General features: G+C 43.6%; 7 protein-coding genes. 1 reads left to right on the top strand and 6 read right to left on the bottom strand.

Going from position 1 to position 18137, the window contains the following annotated elements:
• Positions 1 to 96: 96 nt before the first annotated feature.
• The 3 genes from JGK11_RS09425 to JGK11_RS09415 form a co-directional block, all read right to left on the bottom strand.
• A complete protein-coding gene (locus JGK11_RS09425) occupies positions 97 to 1230 on the bottom strand; it encodes a DUF5009 domain-containing protein (protein ID WP_293211381.1) in 1134 nt (377 codons plus the stop codon).
• Between the two features lie 156 nt (positions 1231 to 1386).
• Positions 1387 to 2799, bottom strand: coding sequence for an adenylate/guanylate cyclase domain-containing protein (locus JGK11_RS09420; RefSeq protein WP_293185645.1), 1413 nt, complete (start codon positions 2797 to 2799; stop codon positions 1387 to 1389).
• Positions 2800 to 2846: 47 nt separating this feature from the next.
• The gene (locus JGK11_RS09415; protein ID WP_293211379.1) at positions 2847 to 8360 is read right to left on the bottom strand and encodes an ATP-binding sensor histidine kinase; all 5514 of its coding nucleotides are present in this window, start codon (positions 8358 to 8360) and stop codon (positions 2847 to 2849) included.
• A 299-nt stretch (positions 8361 to 8659) separates the two neighbouring features.
• On the opposite strand from JGK11_RS09415, the gene JGK11_RS09410 reads away from it, so the two are divergent.
• Positions 8660 to 9541 (top strand): Cof-type HAD-IIB family hydrolase, encoded by an 882-nt coding sequence (locus JGK11_RS09410; RefSeq protein WP_293211377.1) that lies wholly within the window; start codon positions 8660 to 8662, stop codon positions 9539 to 9541.
• A 253-nt stretch (positions 9542 to 9794) separates the two neighbouring features.
• Here JGK11_RS09410 and JGK11_RS09405 read toward each other — a convergent pair whose 3' ends face one another.
• The 3 genes from JGK11_RS09405 to JGK11_RS09395 all read right to left on the bottom strand — a co-directional run bounded on the left by JGK11_RS09405 (position 9795) and on the right by JGK11_RS09395 (position 17682).
• Positions 9795 to 10685: an alpha/beta fold hydrolase gene (locus JGK11_RS09405; RefSeq protein ID WP_293211374.1), complete on the bottom strand. Its 891-nt coding sequence runs from the start codon at positions 10683 to 10685 to the stop codon at positions 9795 to 9797.
• 306 nt (positions 10686 to 10991) lie between these two features.
• The gene (locus JGK11_RS09400) at positions 10992 to 13016 is read right to left on the bottom strand and encodes an adenylate/guanylate cyclase domain-containing protein (protein WP_293211372.1); all 2025 of its coding nucleotides are present in this window, start codon (positions 13014 to 13016) and stop codon (positions 10992 to 10994) included.
• Positions 12982 to 17682, bottom strand: coding sequence for a PAS domain S-box protein (locus JGK11_RS09395; RefSeq protein WP_293211370.1), 4701 nt, complete (start codon positions 17680 to 17682; stop codon positions 12982 to 12984). Before JGK11_RS09395 ends, JGK11_RS09400 begins: the two co-directional genes overlap by 35 nt.
• Positions 17683 to 18137: the final 455 nt, after the last annotated feature.

Here is an 18137-nt window from a genome sequence, read left to right as displayed (position 1 = left end):
TGCCTTCAATTATAACTTAAACAGGTGTTTTGCTAGAAAGATCGATCGCCCTTATCTGAGATTATTAAAAGAGTTACATCAACTACACCAAACTTATCAAATTTTAATCGTCCAACCTCGGCGGTACATTCCATACAAAATCAACCACCAACACAATACCGCAGTCACCGCAAAAGCCAGAGAACCATTCAACGGCCCAGCCCAAGGCACAAACCAGTTTTCATAAATCCAACTGTAGGTAGTTGGAGCAGTTTTACCAATGCCGATATGAGTTTTTAACAAAAGTCTAGCGACAATACCAGAGGCCACAAACAAGAAAATTGCATTCAATCCCATGATTTCAAACGGCCATCCCCATTTCCACTTTCGCACTTCTATTGTTTCGTAGCAAGCTGCTAGCAAAAGCAAAGCCCAACCAGCGGTAAAAACTACATAGGAACTCGTCCACAATTGTTTGTTGATCGGAAATAAAAATCCCCACAAATGACCAATTACTAAGCAACACAATCCACTAATTACTAAATTTAAACTCGTCCGGGTTTTGATTGGCTGCACGCGCAGCCATTCCCCTGTAAAATAGCCAGACAAAACTGTGACAACTGCTGGTAACGTACTCAACAGTCCTTCAGGATCGAAGGGGCCGCCTTTGTAGAGGTGTTGGCTACCCAGAATTAGCCGATCGACATATCCACCCAAATATCCCTCTGGCGTCAGTGCGTATTCAGTGTACCCCCCTACAGCAAATACGAATAATACGCCCCAATAGCCTAAAAGCACCGCAACAGCGAGCAGTTTTTGATTGCGGGGGGAAAGGTTCAGAATCGCGATCGCACTAATTGCATACGCTAAACCGATGCGCTGCAATACTCCCATAATCCTGATTTTACCGAAATTTTCCACTGGGGCGCCGTTCAAAAGTACGTCAAGGGCGATCGAAGATGTATTTAGCAGCAATCCTAATACAAATAAAATCGCCGCCCGCCGCGCAATTCGCCAATAAATATTTGTTTCTATTTTTGTAGTAGTTTCAGTATATTTTGACAGCGAGAAGGACATCGCACAGCCAACGATGAACAGAAAAAAGGGAAATACCAAGTCTGTCGGGGTGCACCCGTGCCATTCTGCGTGATCTAGCGGCGGATACACCTGTTTCCAACTGCCGGGGTTGTTCACTAGAATCATTGAGGCGATCGCAATTCCGCGAAAAACATCAAGAGATTTTAATCGCATAAATTAAGTTATTTGTTCACTGTTCACTGTTCACTGTTCACTGTTCACTGTCTTAGCTGATGCCCATTTCCTAATTCTTTTCGGCCCCATGCCCCATGCCCCATGCCCCATGCCCCATGCCCCATGCCCCATGCCCCATGCCCCATGCCCCATGCCCTATATCTCTATCCCTTCCAAAGTCATAATCAGTGCATTCTTCATCAACATATCGCAGCGTTCTGCATAAAACAATGCAGCCTTATCATACTTGTTCACTTGCAAGACACGCATAAACATTTGCCTCGCTTGCGCGAATTGCTGCTGGTAGTGAAAAAAAATGCCCTGTTCAAAATCAGTTTGGGTTTTTCCTTTTAGTTCGATCATCATATCCGAATCGCCGTCATAAATCTCAAACACAGCCACCGGCGCTTGTTTTCCTTTTACTTGAACGCGATCGAGAAATCGGCACTTATAATGTTGGGGGTCGTCAATCCGGCACAAAGTCTGAACGCTAGCAACAATACCAACTCCATAAAGCTTTGTCAATCCTTCCACCCTAGAGGCTAAATTTACAGCATCAGAAATGACTGTACTTTCCATCCGTTCCGCCTCGCCAATAGTACCCAACATTAAAGTTCCAGTATGCAAGCCAATCCCTATAGAAATAGGTTTGTATCCACAATTTTGTCTGTGTTTGTTATAAATTTTAACTTGCTGCTGCATCTCTATTCCCGCTTGCACAGCATCTTCAGCACAGTTAGGAAACAAAGCCATAATCCCGTCGCCAATATATTTATCTATAAAACCGTTGTACTGGCGGATAACTGGGCCAACTCGGCTTAAGTAAGAGTTGAGAAATTCAAAATTTTCTCGGGGAGACATACTCTCTGACAAACTTGTAAATGAACGAATATCAGCAAACATAATCGTCATTTCTGCCTGTACAGAGTCTCCCAATCTGGCATCAACTATGCTTTCTCTTTGGAGGAATTTCAAAAATTCTTTGGGTACAAAGCGCGCTGACGCTGCTGCTATTTTTTCTAGTTCACTTTTGCTGGCTTCAATTTGAGTCAGGGCGCGAAATGCTCTGAGTGCTGTCACTACCGTGGTAAATAACTTTTTGTTTGTTAGTTCTGTTTTTGTTTTGTAATCATTAATATCGTAGCTGACAATTACTACATCTTCTGGCACTTGTCCTGGCTGTCCGGTACGCAAAATAATCCGTACTACTTGATTCTCTAAAATATCGCGGATGTACTTTACTACTTCCAAGCCTGCCTCTTCTGTTTCCATGACTACATCGAGTAAAATCAAGGCTATGTCTGGATGGGCTTCGATTATTTCTTTGGCTTCTTTACCTGAGTAAGCGCTGATAAATGCGATCGCTTTGTTTTCAAATATAAATTCATTTAAAGCGAGTTTTGTAATATTATGAATTTCTATTTCATCGTCTACAATCAATATTTTCCAACTGCCTGCGATCGGCTTGTCTTCCGTCTCGTCTTCGTCGGCAAATATTAATTCATCGTCGCCTGCCACTATTAATTCGTCATCGCCCGCAGCCAACACATTTTTACTAGCTTCTGACATTTATCGTTCTCCTAAATAGAATTATATTAAAACTGACAGTATAATAACTAATTTCTTCTTATAACAGGAAATTCTATCATAAATTTTGTGCCTTTTTGTACTTGACTTTCGCAGCGAATTCTGCCTTTTAGTTTTTGCGTGACAAGGTTGTAAATAATGTGCAGTCCCAATCCTGTGCCGCCCTGACCTCTTTTTGTCGTAAAGAATGGTTCAAAAATTTTACTGAGATTTTCTGGGGTAATTCCTTTGCCGTTATCGGCATATTCAAATATTAGCCGATCGCCCTCTAGTTTCAAATCAAACGCCAGAATCCCCCCATTTTCTCCATCGTAAGCGTGAATTAGGGAATTCAACACCAGATTTGTCACAATTTGAGAGAACACACCGGGGTAACTGTCCAGTACAATATTTTCATCGCACTTAATCTCTACTTTGTGCTTAGTTCTTCTGAGTTTGGCGCTTAAGGATGTCAAAATCTCCTCTAGATAGTTTTTCACGTTAAACGTGCGTTTTAATTCGCTCGACTGATCTACAGCCACTTCTTTAAAACTGTGAATCAAATCTGCCGCCCGCGTGAGGTTGGATAAGATCATATTACTGCTTTGCAGCGCCGTATCCAGGAATTTTTCTAGCTCCGATCGTTTAATTTGTCCCTTGCTGTAAAGATCCAAAAATTTGGTGACTTTTTCAGCCAGTAGCGAGGCGGCAGTGATACCTACGCCGATGGGAGTATTTATTTCGTGGGCGACACCTGCAACCAACCCTCCGAGAGCAGCCATTTTTTCCGCTTCTACCAGTTTATTTTGAGCCGATTTTAAGTCTTCTAAAGTTTGGGACAATTCGCAGGTACGCTGCTGAACTAAGTTTTCAAGATTCTGATTGAATTGCTGCAAGTTCATGTAAAGTTGGGCGTTTTCAATCGAGATAGAAATTTGAGAAGACAGCAGTTTTAATAGTTCCAACCTGTCTGGCGTAAAAGCGCCTGTAGTCAGATTGTTTTCTAAATATAAAATGCCACTGAGTTTGCCTTGATGGATTAAGGGAGTGCAAAGAATTGATTTAGGTTGAACCGCAATTATATAAGGTGCGCGAGTAAATTGTCCTTCGCGGGTGGCATCATTTAAAACTATACTTTCCTGGGTACGAGCGACGTAGTTGACAACAGAAACTGCCAGCAAAGTTACTTCTCGATCCTCACATACAAAATCTATCGGAATTGATTGCATTACATTAACCCGCTCGACATCCACAGAGCCTGATGCTTCAATCACCCATTGACCAGATTTTTCTAGTATTAAAAAGCCTTTTTGTCCCCCGGCATTTTCAATAACAATTTTCATCAGTTTTGCCAGCAGTTTGTCTAGAACTATTTCGCCCGCTAAGGTTTGCGATGCTTTTACTGCTGTTGTCAAGTCTAGTACGCCTGCACCGTCGCTCGTAGTGCAAGCGCTACTCGTAGATTTGTGAGTTTCGATATTAGTTGAAATCGAGGGTGAAGTCAGCAACTGCGAGTATTTTGATTCTAAATGCGCTACTTTCGCTTTAGCTCCCCAGCGCTGATAGCAATAACGCGCTTCTGTCAAGTAAGTTTTCGCAATTCTTTCTCGTCCAATCGATAAATAAAATGCTCCTGCCAATTCTGCTGCTAGTGCTTGTATCTGTATGTATCCGTTTGTTTGCGCTCCAGCAATTGCGGAGTCGTAATATTCCATTGCTCTCACAATATCTCCCAATATTCGAGCTTTTTCAGCAGCAATCAAGTCACATTTGTGCTGGAGGTTCATCGGCGCAGAAAGTGCTTTTTTTTGCATTTTTTTTAGGTTGGTGTTTGCGTAAAAAAGATGCTCTTCTTGTACCTCTTTTGTTGCCGATGGATATGCTGCGAGTCGGGCTAGAGAATCATAAAAATGGTATTCAGGAACATTAATAAACCCCACAACTCCGTCTAAATAAACTTCGGCTTGCGCTGCATTTTCTAGCGCCAGCTCGACATTGCCAAATAAATAGGCTAATATTAATTTCTGTAAGTAAAAAGTTTGAAGTCCCACTCGATCGTTAACTTTCAACAGCAGCGGCAATAATGTTTTTTCGCTGTAAGCTTCACGTAATAAAATGTCGGGGCTTTCCATTTTCCCCATCAATTGCAAAACTGTTTGCCAATATATTTGATTCCAAGTCAATACCGTTTCTTGCTTTAGTTGAAATAGCAAATGGTTGTAATTTACCATTTTTCGTTCCAGTTGCGGCAATTCTTGACCAATAAAATACAAGGACTGACAAATATTTACGGCAGAATATCCAACCGATTCTAAATCACCATTTTCGAGCGCGCTTTGATAGGCTTCTTCTAACAGAGGTAAAGTATCTTTAACGTGATGTTTGCCGTGCATCAAAATGAAGGCAACTAAATTAAGAGTCTTGCTTTTGAATTCTAAAGCATTTAGCCGAGCGATCAAATTTAATGCTAATTGACCAAATCGCTCGCCCGATTCAATGTCTCTAACTATTCCTTTTAAAATTGCTCCGTAATTAGCATAACCGAAGGCAGAAAAAGCAGAGTTTCCGTAGTTTATAGATAAATTAACTTGCTCGCAGACAATCAACGGCAACAGTATGGGTTCAACAATCGAGGTAGCCGACAACATACTGGAAAGGACGCGCATAGTTGCTAATTTACGCGGCTCGGTCATCATAGGCAAGTCAATTAAATCTTCTATCTTTTTTCCTGTTAAATAAGCTGAGGTTTTGGTAAGTGCTTGCTGAATGTGGAGGGGAGTTGGCGATTTTGGAAAGTTTATTCCTAACATTGTGAGTGATTCCCGACCAATTGTTACCGCTTCTTGCAGTTTGGTTTGCATCGCACAAGCTGTGATTCGGATTTCAAAAACTTTGATTTTGTCTAGTTCATTTTTGGCGTATTGCAAGACAATTTTTGCCCATTTTTCCATTTGTTCAAAATCGGTATTGAGGTAAGCTGCTTCTGCTGCTGACTCGTAGAGTGCAAGAGTCAAGTCGTAGTCGGTTTGCCAACTTTGCATGGGAAGCAATGCAATACCTGCGGCCAAATATTTGACAGCGAGTTCATAAGCTGCACTGGCTTTTGCTTTGCGGCCCGCCATTAAATTTAATTTACATAAATGAAGTTTTTCTAATTCACTGCTGATGATTGGTTGGGCTGCATTTAGTTGGTTGACTAAATCGAAAATATGGTTTTCTAATTGCTCTGGATGCGCGTTTTGCAGCAAGAATCTGCCGATTTTGAGATGAATTTCTTGTTTCTGAGATTCGGATATTAAAGCGTAAGCTGCTTGCTGAACTCGCTCGTGCAAAAATTTATAAGTTGCGCTACCAGCATCAGCAACTGGTAGGGACAATTCATCTGTAACGTCTCTAGATATTTGGTCTGTTAACCCTGTGCTTGCTGCTAGTGCGATCGGAATTTTGTAAGCGTTATTCACGGGCAAAATCAGACCGGACTGAACTGCTTCCCAGAGGTGTGTTGCTGCGGAAGTCAGAGGTTGTTCGCTGATTTGGGAGAGAATTGCTAAATCAAATTTGTTGCCTATACAAGCGGCTAATGTTAGCAGTTCCTGCGTATTACCTGAAAGTTTCTGAATGTTGTCTATCATTAATTCCACAACATTGTCAGTTATTCCTATTTCTTGTATTTGCTCAATGTCCCACTGCCACTCGCCTGTGATTTTGCATTTTTTCACAGCTTGTTCTGGGATTTGTTCGGCAAAGTCAGACAAGTGAGGTTCGGCTCGATCGACCGAATTTTCAGAGGCTACAAATTTAAATTGTAGCATTTTTTGGGAGTAAAGAGACTTCAGCAATTGGGCTATAAAAAATGGATTTCCTCCGGTTTTGTGAAACAGTAATTGTCCCAAAGGTAGCGATTTTTCTGGGGCGCAGCTCAGAGTATCCGCGACGAGTTGATTGACGCTGTTAATATCTAAAGGCAAAAGGGCGATCGTACTTACATTCCCGCCTGCTTTCCTAATTGTTTCTGCGGCTAGCATTACGGGATGATTTGCATCTACTTCTGATTCTCTATAGGCTCCGATTATTAATAAGTATTGGCTGGGCATGTCAGTTGCTAGCAGTTGGATTAACTTGAGCGAGGCTGAATCAATCCACTGCAAGTCATCGAGAAAAATTACCAGCGGGTGTGCTTTTTGAGTAAAGATGCGGATGAATTTTTGAAATACTAAATTAAAGCGATTTTGAGATTCATTCGATCCTAAATCTGGCACAGAAGGCTGCGACCCGACAATCAGTTCTACTTCGGGAATAACTTCAATAATTACTTGGCAGTTGCTACCGAGAGCATTTAAAATTTTTTGTTTCCAAACTAGCACTTTGGCGGCTGTTTCTGTGAGAATTTGCTGCAACAAGTCTTGAAAAGCTTGGAGCAAAAAAGCGTAGGGAATATCGCGCTTGAATTTCTCAAATTTGCTGTCAATAAAATACCCATTTTCCCGGAGTATGGGTTGGTAAATTTCATAGACAAGCGACGATTTGCCAAGGCCGGCACAACCGGAAATAAGTAGGATTTCTGTATAGCCTCGCTTCATGCGATCGAACGTATTGAGAAGTAGATTAACTTCGGCTTCTCGTCCGTAAAGTTTTTGGGAAATTTGCAGGTGAGTTGACCGATCTTGCTCGCCGAGGGTGATGTGAGAAATTGCGCCGCTTGTTTGGAGTTGAGCGAGACAATTTTCCAAGTCGTACAAAAGTCCGAAAGCACTTTTATACCTGTCTTCGGCAGTTTTTGCTAATAGCTTCATTACGATATCGTCAACGGCTAGAGGAATCTCGTCGCTTTCTGTTTGATTGATGCTGCCTTTGACTTTCTGCTTTCTATTTTCGCCAGGAGAAACGGGCGTTTTAGCAATATGGCAGTGCACTAATTCCATCGGATCGATCGCATTAAAAGGCAATTCGCCGCAGAGCATTTCATAAAAAGTGACGCCTAAAGAATAAAAATCGGTGCGGTAGTCGATCGCCCGATTCATGCGTCCCGTTTGTTCGGGAGACAGATAGGCGAGGGTTCCTTCGAGTAAATGGGGGTGGGCCAGGGTGGGGTTTTCGCCTGGTAGCAGGGAGGCGATCGCAAAATCAGTAATTTTGACATCCCCAGTCTGGATATTGACAATAATATTGCTGGGTTTAATATCTTTGTGAATGATGTGATTTTCGTGGAGTTGTCCGAGAGTTTCTGCTAGTTTTATGCCTATTTGGAGAAATTGTTGTAACTCTAGCTGGTTGGTGCTGAGAAAATCTTTTAGGGAAATGCCACCAAAATCTTCTAAAATTAAAACAGGAAAGTGATTGTATTTTTCAAGCTTGTAAAGTTTGACTATTCCTGGTAAATTTAAATTTTTAAGGATTTCTGCTTCGTGCAGGAGTTGGGCTATTCGCGCTGGGGTAGGGTAGGTCGGTGTGAGAGTTTTCAGGATAACTGGTTTTTGTTCTTCAAGCTGCATCCCTCGATAAATAACTGTGTGGGGGTTTGTATAAAGTTCTCCGTCAATGCGGTATCCTGGAATAGTAATCATGCTGTTTGGGAGTGATTTAAAAATTGAAGTTTTATATAAATTTCGGCTGGGCTGGAATGATAGAGAGGAGACGGCTTGGCCTTAGTCCCTACACCAGATTAATCGTAGGAAAACGGCACTGCCGTGTCCTGATTTCTACACCAGATTAATCGTAGGGAAACGGCACTGCCGTGTCCTGACTTCAGGTAATACTTATCTATATTGTAGTATTCAAAAAATCAAAAATTGTATTTTGCGATCGCGCCAGTGCCAAAATAAACTGGTGCGTGCAAATCAACAGGTAAAATCTCAAAACAATCATGCAGAATATAACTGCCTCAAATCCAGCTACTGCGACCGATCGCGCTTTGGGCACCGCAGACATTAAACTACTGGTAGTGGATATCGACGGGACGATCGCAGGTTTGTCAAATCAGATCCGAGAACCGGTCAAGCAGGCCATTTCGGCAGCCCAGTCGCGGGGAGTGAAAGTAGCTGTCGCTACGGGCAGGATGTACCAGTCTGCTTTGCGTTTCCACTCGCATATCGGCTCAACTCTGCCGCTGATTTGCTACCAGGGCGCGTGGATTCAAGATGTCGCGAGTCAAAAGCGGCTGCGCCACTTACCGCTGTCGATACCAAGGGCTTTGCAATTGTTAGAGCATTTTGAAGTACCGGAATTGCGATCGCTCCTGTCGATCCATTTCTACATTGACGATAAACTGTATGTACCGGAAATTACCACAGCTACCCGACTTTATGCCGAACGATCGGGTATTGAACCAAATGTAATTAAAGATTTGCGGCGAGATATTCCGGGGGAACCGACGAAAGTCTTGGCTTTGTGCCAGAATCCGGAGGTACTCGACGGCTTGCTCATTAGTATGCGCGAGCGTTACACGCCTGCGGAGCTTTATTTAACTCGATCCGTTGCTACTTTTTTTGAAGCGACGCATCCTTTGGCGAATAAGGGAGATGCGGTGAAGTATTTGGCGGAGGAAATTTTGGGTTTGCAGGCGGCGAATGTGATGGCGATCGGCGACAATTTTAACGATCTAGAAATGATTTCCTACGCGGGTGTGGGCGTGGCGATGGGGAATGCTCCTGATGGGGTGAAGGCTGTTGCTAATTGGGTGGCGCCGGATGTGGAGGAAGATGGGGTGGCGTTGGCGATCGAACAATTTGTTTTGGGCGATCGCTGATATTTGTAGCAATAATAATTTTAAAAATGTCTTTCAACAGAAAAAGCACCGACGACTGGCCGTGTTTCGTCTCGGTGCTTCTTCTGGTTCGCTCCTCACACGTCCATTAATATAGCTAACTCAGTACATTGTGTCAATACTTTTAACAAAAGTTTTTTTTTGAGTCTGCTGCGGGTGCGTGCGATCGAGGCAGAACCTTTGTAATGCAAGGGTTTAGCCGATCGCCCTGCACATCCATCCAAGCCGAAAAAATTTACTTGAATTCAACCAGCCAGTCCAAAATCAGAGTATTCACCTCATTTGGTCGTTCGTCGTGGGGACAGTGGCCTGTGTTGGGAATTGAGACAAATTTGACGGGTTTACCGTTGGTGGCCAATTCTTGGTAAATCTGGCTACCGGCGATCGGCGTCCAGGGGTCATCTGCGCCCCAAAGTACCAATAACGGACGATCGACCTTTGGCAGCAATTCCGACGGTTGAGGGCCTGCTGGGGCCGTGAGAATCGAGGCAAATACTTGTTGAGCTCCGGGCTCGCAGGAGGGCGCGTGGAGGAGTTCTACGAGTTCGTCGGTAATGGCTTCCCGATTGCCGTAGACTTGGCGCAGGGTGTTGCGGATGCGGTGTTTTTGCCGGATGTTGTTGAAGACAAAGGGGCCGATGATGGGCGATCGAACTAATTTAGCAAAAGTCCCCATGATTAATCCCAGGGGAAAACTCAGTTCTTCGGGTCGGTGGTTGAGTCCGCCGGCACAGTTGATTAAGACACCGCCGGCGGAGATTTCTGGATGGTTGGCGACTACCATCAAACTTAGCAATGCGCCGATCGAATTTCCGACAAATACCGCCGGTTCCTGTACCAAATCTGCCCAGAAATCGGTGAGTAATTCTTCCCACAATTCCAGGGTGTAATCGAGGGCCGGTTTCGCGGAAGCCCCGAATCCCAACAAGTCCAGGGCAAATACGCGGTAGCCGCCGGCAGCGAGTGCGGGGATATTTTGCCGCCAATGCCCGATCGAAGCCCCAAATCCATGAATCAAAATCAGAGGGCGGCCCGTGCCTTGGACGGTATATTGGATTTTGTGACCTTTCCAAGTCCAAATTAATTTTTCAAAGCTGGTTGCAGATACTAATTGTTGTGCAGTCACGGCTATTATGTAAAGTTTCGTTAACTACTTTCATCATAGCAGAAGGAAGAAGTCAGTAGTCAGTAGTCAGTAGTCATGAATTATTAATGATTAATGATTAATGATTGGTGATTGGTGATTGGTGATTGGTGATTGGTGATTGGTGATTGGTGATTGGTGATTTGTGATTGGTGATTGGTGATTGGTTATTGGTTATTTGTTGTCAGTTGCAATACCCAATGCCCAATGCCCAATGCCCAATGCCCAATGCCCAATGCCCCATGCCCCATGACCCATGCCCGATGCCCCATGCCCCATTCCCAATTTTTACTTTTTTTGCAACAACCAATAAGTCATCATCTCCCCCTTACCTTTTACCGGAATCATTCCTCGCCTCTCAAACAAATACTTATCTTTCAAAAGCTCATAAGTGACATCAGTAACTTGAATGTTTCCGGAAAATCCCGTAACTTCCATCCTCGCCGCCACATTCACCGTATCTCCCCACAAATCATAGGTAAACTTGCTCACACCAATCACTCCCGCTACCACCGGCCCGGAATTGATACCGATGCGAATTGCCAGTTTTTCTCCTGTCTCGGCCGACAACTTAGCTATTTTTGCCTGCATTCCCAAGGCCATTTGGGCGATCGCCTCAGCATGATCGTCTCTCGGCGTCGGCAATCCCCCAACTACCATATAAGCATCACCAATCGTCTTAATTTTCTCCACACCGTACTTTTCAGCTAACTGGTCGAAGTGCGAAAAAATCACGTTCAATCGCTTCACCAACTCCGTCGGAGACATTCTCGCCGACAGTTCAGTAAAGCCAACAATATCAGCAAATAAAACACTGACTTCTGCAAAACTATCAGCAATTGTAGTTTGCTCCGCTTTCAAACGTTCAGCTATTGGTTTCGGTAAAATATTTAACAGCAACTTCTCGCTTTGTTCCTGTTGAACTTTGAGCGCTTCTTGAGCTAATTTACGCTCTGTAATATCAGAAACAGTACCTTCATAATACATCAGCTCACCTTTTTCATCTCTAACAGCTCGGGCATTTTCTGATACCCAAATCCGGTGGCCGTCTTTGTGATAGACCATAGATTCAAAGCCCAACACAGCATTTTGTGCATCCATAGCCGCCTCGAATTGCTGGCGGCGTTCCGGCTCAATGTACACTTGAGAAGTATTTTTAATACATAACATCAGTTCTGCTGGCGAGTTATAACCATACAATTTTGCTAAAGCTGGATTAGCGCTAATAAACCCTCCTGAAGGCGTGCTTTGAAAAATGCCTTCCATCGCATTTTCGACAATGCTGTGATATCTTTCTTCAGCAATTCGCAGTAATTCTTCGGCTTTTTTGCGCTGAATCAAAGAACCTAATTGACTGCCTACAGCATCAAAAACATCTATAAATCGCGCGTCTTTCCTACCTGGCAAAATTTTAAAGAAAACCAGCACTGCCAAGAGTTCATCGCCTACCACAATCGGCACACCAAAAGCTGCTTTGAATCCGGTTGCTTGTGCTATTGCACTTCGAGTAAAAGGCGGGTAGCCCTGGGTAATATCTTCTACCCACTCCGGTTGCTTGGATACCCAAACTCGTCCCGGCAGCCCAATATTCCTGGCAAATGTCAGTTTTTTGCTTTCCCTGCGGAACCAGTCCATGCTGGCGTTGCCCGCATACCAACCCCTGGCAGATTCCAGGAAAGTTCTTTCTGCATTGGGAATCCAAGCTTCTCCTAAATCCCATCCGATTGTTTCGCCAACTTGGTGCAGAATTACTTCTAAAGCTGAGTCAAAGTTTACAGCTTCGCCGATCGCCCGCGTAATTTCCAGCAAAAACCGGATTGATTCTTGAGCCCGCTGCCGTTCCGCGATTTCCTCCTGCAATCTCGAATTGCGATCGTGCAATTCCCTGGCTTGCTGTTGCAGTTTCGATTGCAGCGATCGCAGCGAAAGTTGGTTTTCGACGCGGGCCAAAACTTCTTCTACTTGAAAAGGCTTAGTAATATAATCTACTCCTCCTACTTGAAAAGCTTTAACTTTTTCCAGCACGTCATCTAGCGCACTAATAAAAATCACCGGAATATCTTTAGTATTTTCAATTATTTTTAACTGCTGACAAACTTCATAGCCGTTCATTTTCGGCATATTAATATCTAGTAAAATTAGATCCGGAGGAGACATTTGTGCCGCTTGCAGAGCCAGTTGTCCGTTAATCGCCTTCCTGACTTGATACCCGTGGGATCCGAGCATAGTGGATAAAAGTCGCAAATTGTCCGGCATATCGTCAACGATCAGAATGTCTCTAGGAGTCGCTGGTAGTGGCTGGTCGTTCATCATAATATAATTGAGTTAAATCAATAATGATATCTATCCGAAAATTCTCGACCAAATCTTTTAAAGCGTTAGCGAGATTTGCTTCAGTTTCGGGAATTTGCTCGATCAGTTGGAGAATGCGATTGTCGTCAACGCAAAGTGCTGCTTGGTACAAATCGACTACCCAGTCTCTGGGCATTACACTCAAATCCTCCGCGGTCAAACTTTTCAGCAGTTGCGGTGCCGAACCAGAAGTAGATGAGTTTTCTTCCTCATAAATATACCGCAGGTTCAGGTGATGAGCTATCTTTTCAAATAGTACCTCTTCCCGAAACGGTTTACAAATGAAATCATCACAACCAGCAGACAAAATTATGTGTCGCTGCTCGTCAAAAGCACTAGCAGTCAGGGCAATAATTATGGTTTCTTTTCCTTCTGGAGTTTGTTTGATCAGTTTGGTTGCTGCGTACCCGTCCATCACTGGCATCAGCATATCCATTAAGATCAGGTGCGGCTTCCAAGTTGACTGTAAAGCAATTCCTTCTTGACCGTTAGTTGCTTCCTCGACTTCAAATCCCAGCGGTGCGAGCAACTTAAGCAGCAGTTGGCGATTTTCGGCTACATCTTCAACTATTAATATCCGATAAATTTGCTGTCCGGCTTCTAAAGCAATAACTTGTTTTGCCGTCGTTTTTTCTTGTTCGTCGCTTTCTGTTACTAACTTAACCTGGATATTAAACGTGAAAGTTGTGCCTTGACCGAGTTGACTTTCCACAGAAATATCACCTCCCATAATCCTGACAAACTGTTGGCTGATCGGCAATCCTAGCCCGGTTCCCTGCATGGATCTTCGACCTGTTTCGGTTTGTACGAAGGGCTTGAATAATGTGGGAAGTTCCAAGGGGGAAATGCCGGGGCCGGTGTCGGAAATTTCAAACAGCAATTGAGATTGATTTTCTTCAGTCACGTTGGTTTCTGCTTGGCTGCTAACGCGCAGAGTAACAATTCCGTGTTGAGTAAATTTAATTGCATTGCCGAGCAAGTTAATTAAAACTTGCCGCAATTTAGATTCGTCTGTTTGAATGTACTGCGGCAAATCGCCGATATTTTCAAAGATTAGATGCAAGCCTTTGGAGTTGGCTTTTAGTTGCAGCATTTCTCTGAGGCTGTCGAGAATGTTGTAGAGGTTGAAGCGGCTTTCATTAATGGTAATTTGACCTGCTTCTATTTTGGACATTGACAAAACATCATTGATGAGTTCTAGCAAATGTTCGCCGCTGCGGTTGATAATTTCTATGTATTCTTTTTGTTCTGGTGTGATAGAAATGTTGCGAGCCATGACTTGGGAAAAACCGAGAATGGCATTGAGAGGCGTCCGCAATTCGTGACTCATGGAAGCGAGAAATTGGCTTTTGGCGCGGTTGGCAACTTCCGCGTTTTCTTTGGATTTAATCAGTTCCATTGACTGCCTTTGAGTGCGAGCGAGCAATTCGGCTTGCTGCAATGCTACTCCTAGCTGGGTGCCTACATGAACTGCAACGTTGATTTCAGCTTCGCTCCACTGACGGGGAGCTGAATTTTGATAGGATGCTAGCAATCCCCAGAGCTTGTCACCGCAGAAAATTCGGACGGTAATATAGGATTTGGCTTGAAATCTTTCTAGCAATTCGATGTAACAAGGGCTGAAGCCTTGCTTGTAAATATCTTGGACGCAAAGGTAAGTTTTACCTCTGCTGTAGGCTCCACCTGCGGTTTCTTGCAAATAAGTATCGCAGATTTCTTGTGAGGTGCTATCGAATTTTTGGACGAGGCAATTTTCGCTTTCTAAGGCGCCTTCTGTGAAGTTGGGGTCTATTTGCTGTGCTTGGATGAAAGAAATCCACTTGCTGTCAACGGATTCGGCTACAAATTCGCCGCTCCAGTCAGGATTGAAACGGTAAAGCCCGACTCGATCGCATTTCATGGTTTGGCGCAATTCTCGGGTTGTCGCGTGAAAAATTTCTCGGAGATCTAAAGTCTGCCGCATTCTTTCAATGATGCGGGCGATCGCTCTTTGGCGCAAAGCACTTTCTTGCAATTCGGTTTCTGCTTGCTTGCGTTCGGTAATATCTACAGCCATTGAAGCCGTACCGATTGCTTTGCCATTCTCGTCAATTAGCTCAGTATTGTACCACTCGCAGATGATAATTCTGCCGTCTTTGGTCAGATTTTCGGAAGTGGCGCTGGATTTGGCACTCAAGCCACGATCGAAAATCTCAGATGCTTGTTGGCGGTAGCTTTCAGGTACAATCAAATCGGTGGCGACTCTCCCTTTGGCTTCTTGCTCGCTGTAGCCAAAAATAGCTTCTGCTGCGGGATTCCAAGTGATAATTTCTAAACTCAGGTTTAACTCGATCACTGCGATCGGCGTTTGCTGCAATAAAAATGAGATTCTTTGCTGCGATGCTAGCAGTTTTTCTTCGGCTAATTTGCGATCCGTGATATCATTAGACGTGCCGAGAATTTGTTTCGGTTTACCATCAGCTTGTCTCAGAAATACTGTATCCCAACTGTGCATCCACCGCCATTCGCCGTTTTTGTGCCTCATCCGGTATTGAAATTCGATGATGTCACCACCTTGAGATCGATCGAACTTTTGAATATGTTGAAAAAAAGCCGATAAATCCTCGGGGTGCACCAGAGTTTGGAGCATGGCTTTACCCATATCTTGTATTTCTTCTGCCCCGTAGCCGAGGATCGTCGCAATTTGGCGGTTGGTGTAGATATTCCGCTGCTCAATTAAATCGTAAACGTACAATAGGTTGGGATTGGAATCGGCGATCGCCTGAATGAAGTGCTGGCTTTCTCGGAGTGCAGATTCTGCTTGTTTGCGATCGGTAATATCTCGCGCTACCATAATTACTGATTCTGCTGACAGCGGAGAAACTTTAGCATCTAGCCAAACTTCGCGATCTCCGACTGTATAGCTATATTCAACATTGATGCTTTGCTTCGTTTTGAGCACTTGTTGGATGGCATTTAATACCAAATCTGCCACGGATTCCGGCAAGACTTCATGGGCTGTTCGGTTAATCATTTCGCTGGCAGGTTTTACCAAATTCGTCGCTGATGTCGGGGCGATTTTGATGCAGCGCCCTTCTACATTTCTCACTAAAACTATGTCAGTCATGGCAGCAAAAATAGTCCGCAATTCTGCTTCTGACTCTTGCAGAGCTTGCTCGGCGAGGATGCGGGTGCGAATTTCTGCTTGCAACTGTTTATTTTGCCGATCGAGCTGCCCAATTCGCTTTTTCTCTCGATCGATCAGTTGAACTTGAGCCAGCGCTATCCCTAGTTGAGCCGCCACCGCTTCTAACAAGTCGATTTCATCTTTCGTCCATTCCCGGTAGCGATCGCACTGGTGCAAGCAGATAGCGCCATTTGCCCTGCCTTGGTAGGAAGTGCGAATTGCCAGCATCGATTTTAACCCAATCTCGCGGCAAATCGGTCTAATAGCTTGCAAAAGAGGGTCTGAGTAAACATTGTTGGAGGCGATCGGCCGATCTTGTATCATCATTTGTACGATGTGAGGATTTCCCCAAATAGGAATGGGTACGTTCCAAATAGATTCCCACTCGGGTTCGAGATACTCCGCCGCCAGAGGAATATCGACTTGGGGAGTAGTAATGTAAGTATGAATCAAGCAGCGATTGACGTAGAATGTCTGACCGATTTGAGTTGCGGCTGTTTGAAAAATTTGTTCTGGATGCAAGCTCGATCGAATTTCTTGAGTTATTTTGGCAATCAGCAACTCTCGCTGAACTTTCCGTTCTAAAGCAGATTTAGCTGCGGCAGTTTCTATTTCTGCTTGCTTGCGATCGCTGATATCAAAAAGCACGCCATACCAAACTATATCGCCATTGTCGCGCATTTCTGGTCGAGAATTAGATTGCAGCCATTTGAGTTTTCCCGACGGCGTAACAATCCGCCATTCAAAGGCAAAAGGTTCTAAAGTTCGAGCGCTTTCTGCAATCGTTTCCATCACATATTCTCGGTCATCTGGATGATTTCGATCCCATACCAAGCCAGCATCTTTTAAAATCTTTTCGCTCTCTAATTCGTAAATTTCCCGACAAGCATAACTGATATATTCAAACTTATAACTTCCCTGTGGATTTTGCACTAATTGGTAAATAACGCCCGGTATATTAACCGCCAATTTCTGCAACCGCGCTTTGCTTTCCCGGAGTGCTTGTTCTGTCTGCTTCCGAAATTCTACCTCTCGTTGCAGTTGGACATTCTGCTGTTTTAATTGTTTCGATAGCTGCTGGATAGTCAATTGACTTTCGATCCGCGCTAAAACTTCTTCCACTTGAAAAGGCTTAGAAATGTAGTCAACACCGCCAATTTCAAAAGCTTTTACCTTATGAAAAGTTTCATTAAAAACGCTCAGAAAAATTACCGGAATTTCCCGAGTCTTTTCGTTGGCCTTCAGTTTTTCGCATACTTCGTAGCCGTTCATTCGGGGCATGGCAATATCTAGCAAAATCAGGTCTGGTAGAACGGTAAATTTAGCATTTACAACCATTCCTCCAGAAATAGCCCGCTGAACTTTATACCCTTCTTTCGTTAAGATATTTGATATAAACCGAAGGTTGTTAGGCTGGTCATCAATAACTAAAATGTGAATGCTTTCTTTGTCAATTACCATTTTTTTCTAGAGCCATTTTTCCTGTCTATTGTTAGCAGGTCAATTATTTAATGAAGCGAGAAATTAATTTCCTGAAAATCAAATGATTCATCAAGCCTTTTCAAACTAAGCATACAGAGATTTTTTTAGATAAGTCCATTGACTGACGTGCCTTTTCCTAGTTTTTTTTGATCCCGATATTAGATTGCCAACTCCTATTAACCGAATTGTTGCCATATTTTATCGTAAAAACAAATCCAATTATTCCCTGAAAATATTAAGTTTTGCCAAAAAAATCATTGATTAGGCACTCCAGATTTTTAAACCTGAGTTTTTTAACTCTGTTCTAGGGCTGCGATCCGTCTTTTCGTACATCTAACCGCTCGTAAAAACATGGACAAAGCTACCCAAAAGTAGTCAATGTTAGACATCTACGTTAGTAATTTTAGTCCACAGTCCTAAAACTACAGGAATAA

Source organism: Microcoleus sp. PH2017_34_RAT_O_A (assembly GCF_020737885.1).
Classification (GTDB): Bacteria; Cyanobacteriota; Cyanobacteriia; order Cyanobacteriales; family Microcoleaceae; genus Microcoleus.
The sequence above is the reverse complement of the archived record's forward strand: the minus strand, read 5'-3'. Positions and strand labels throughout refer to the sequence as shown.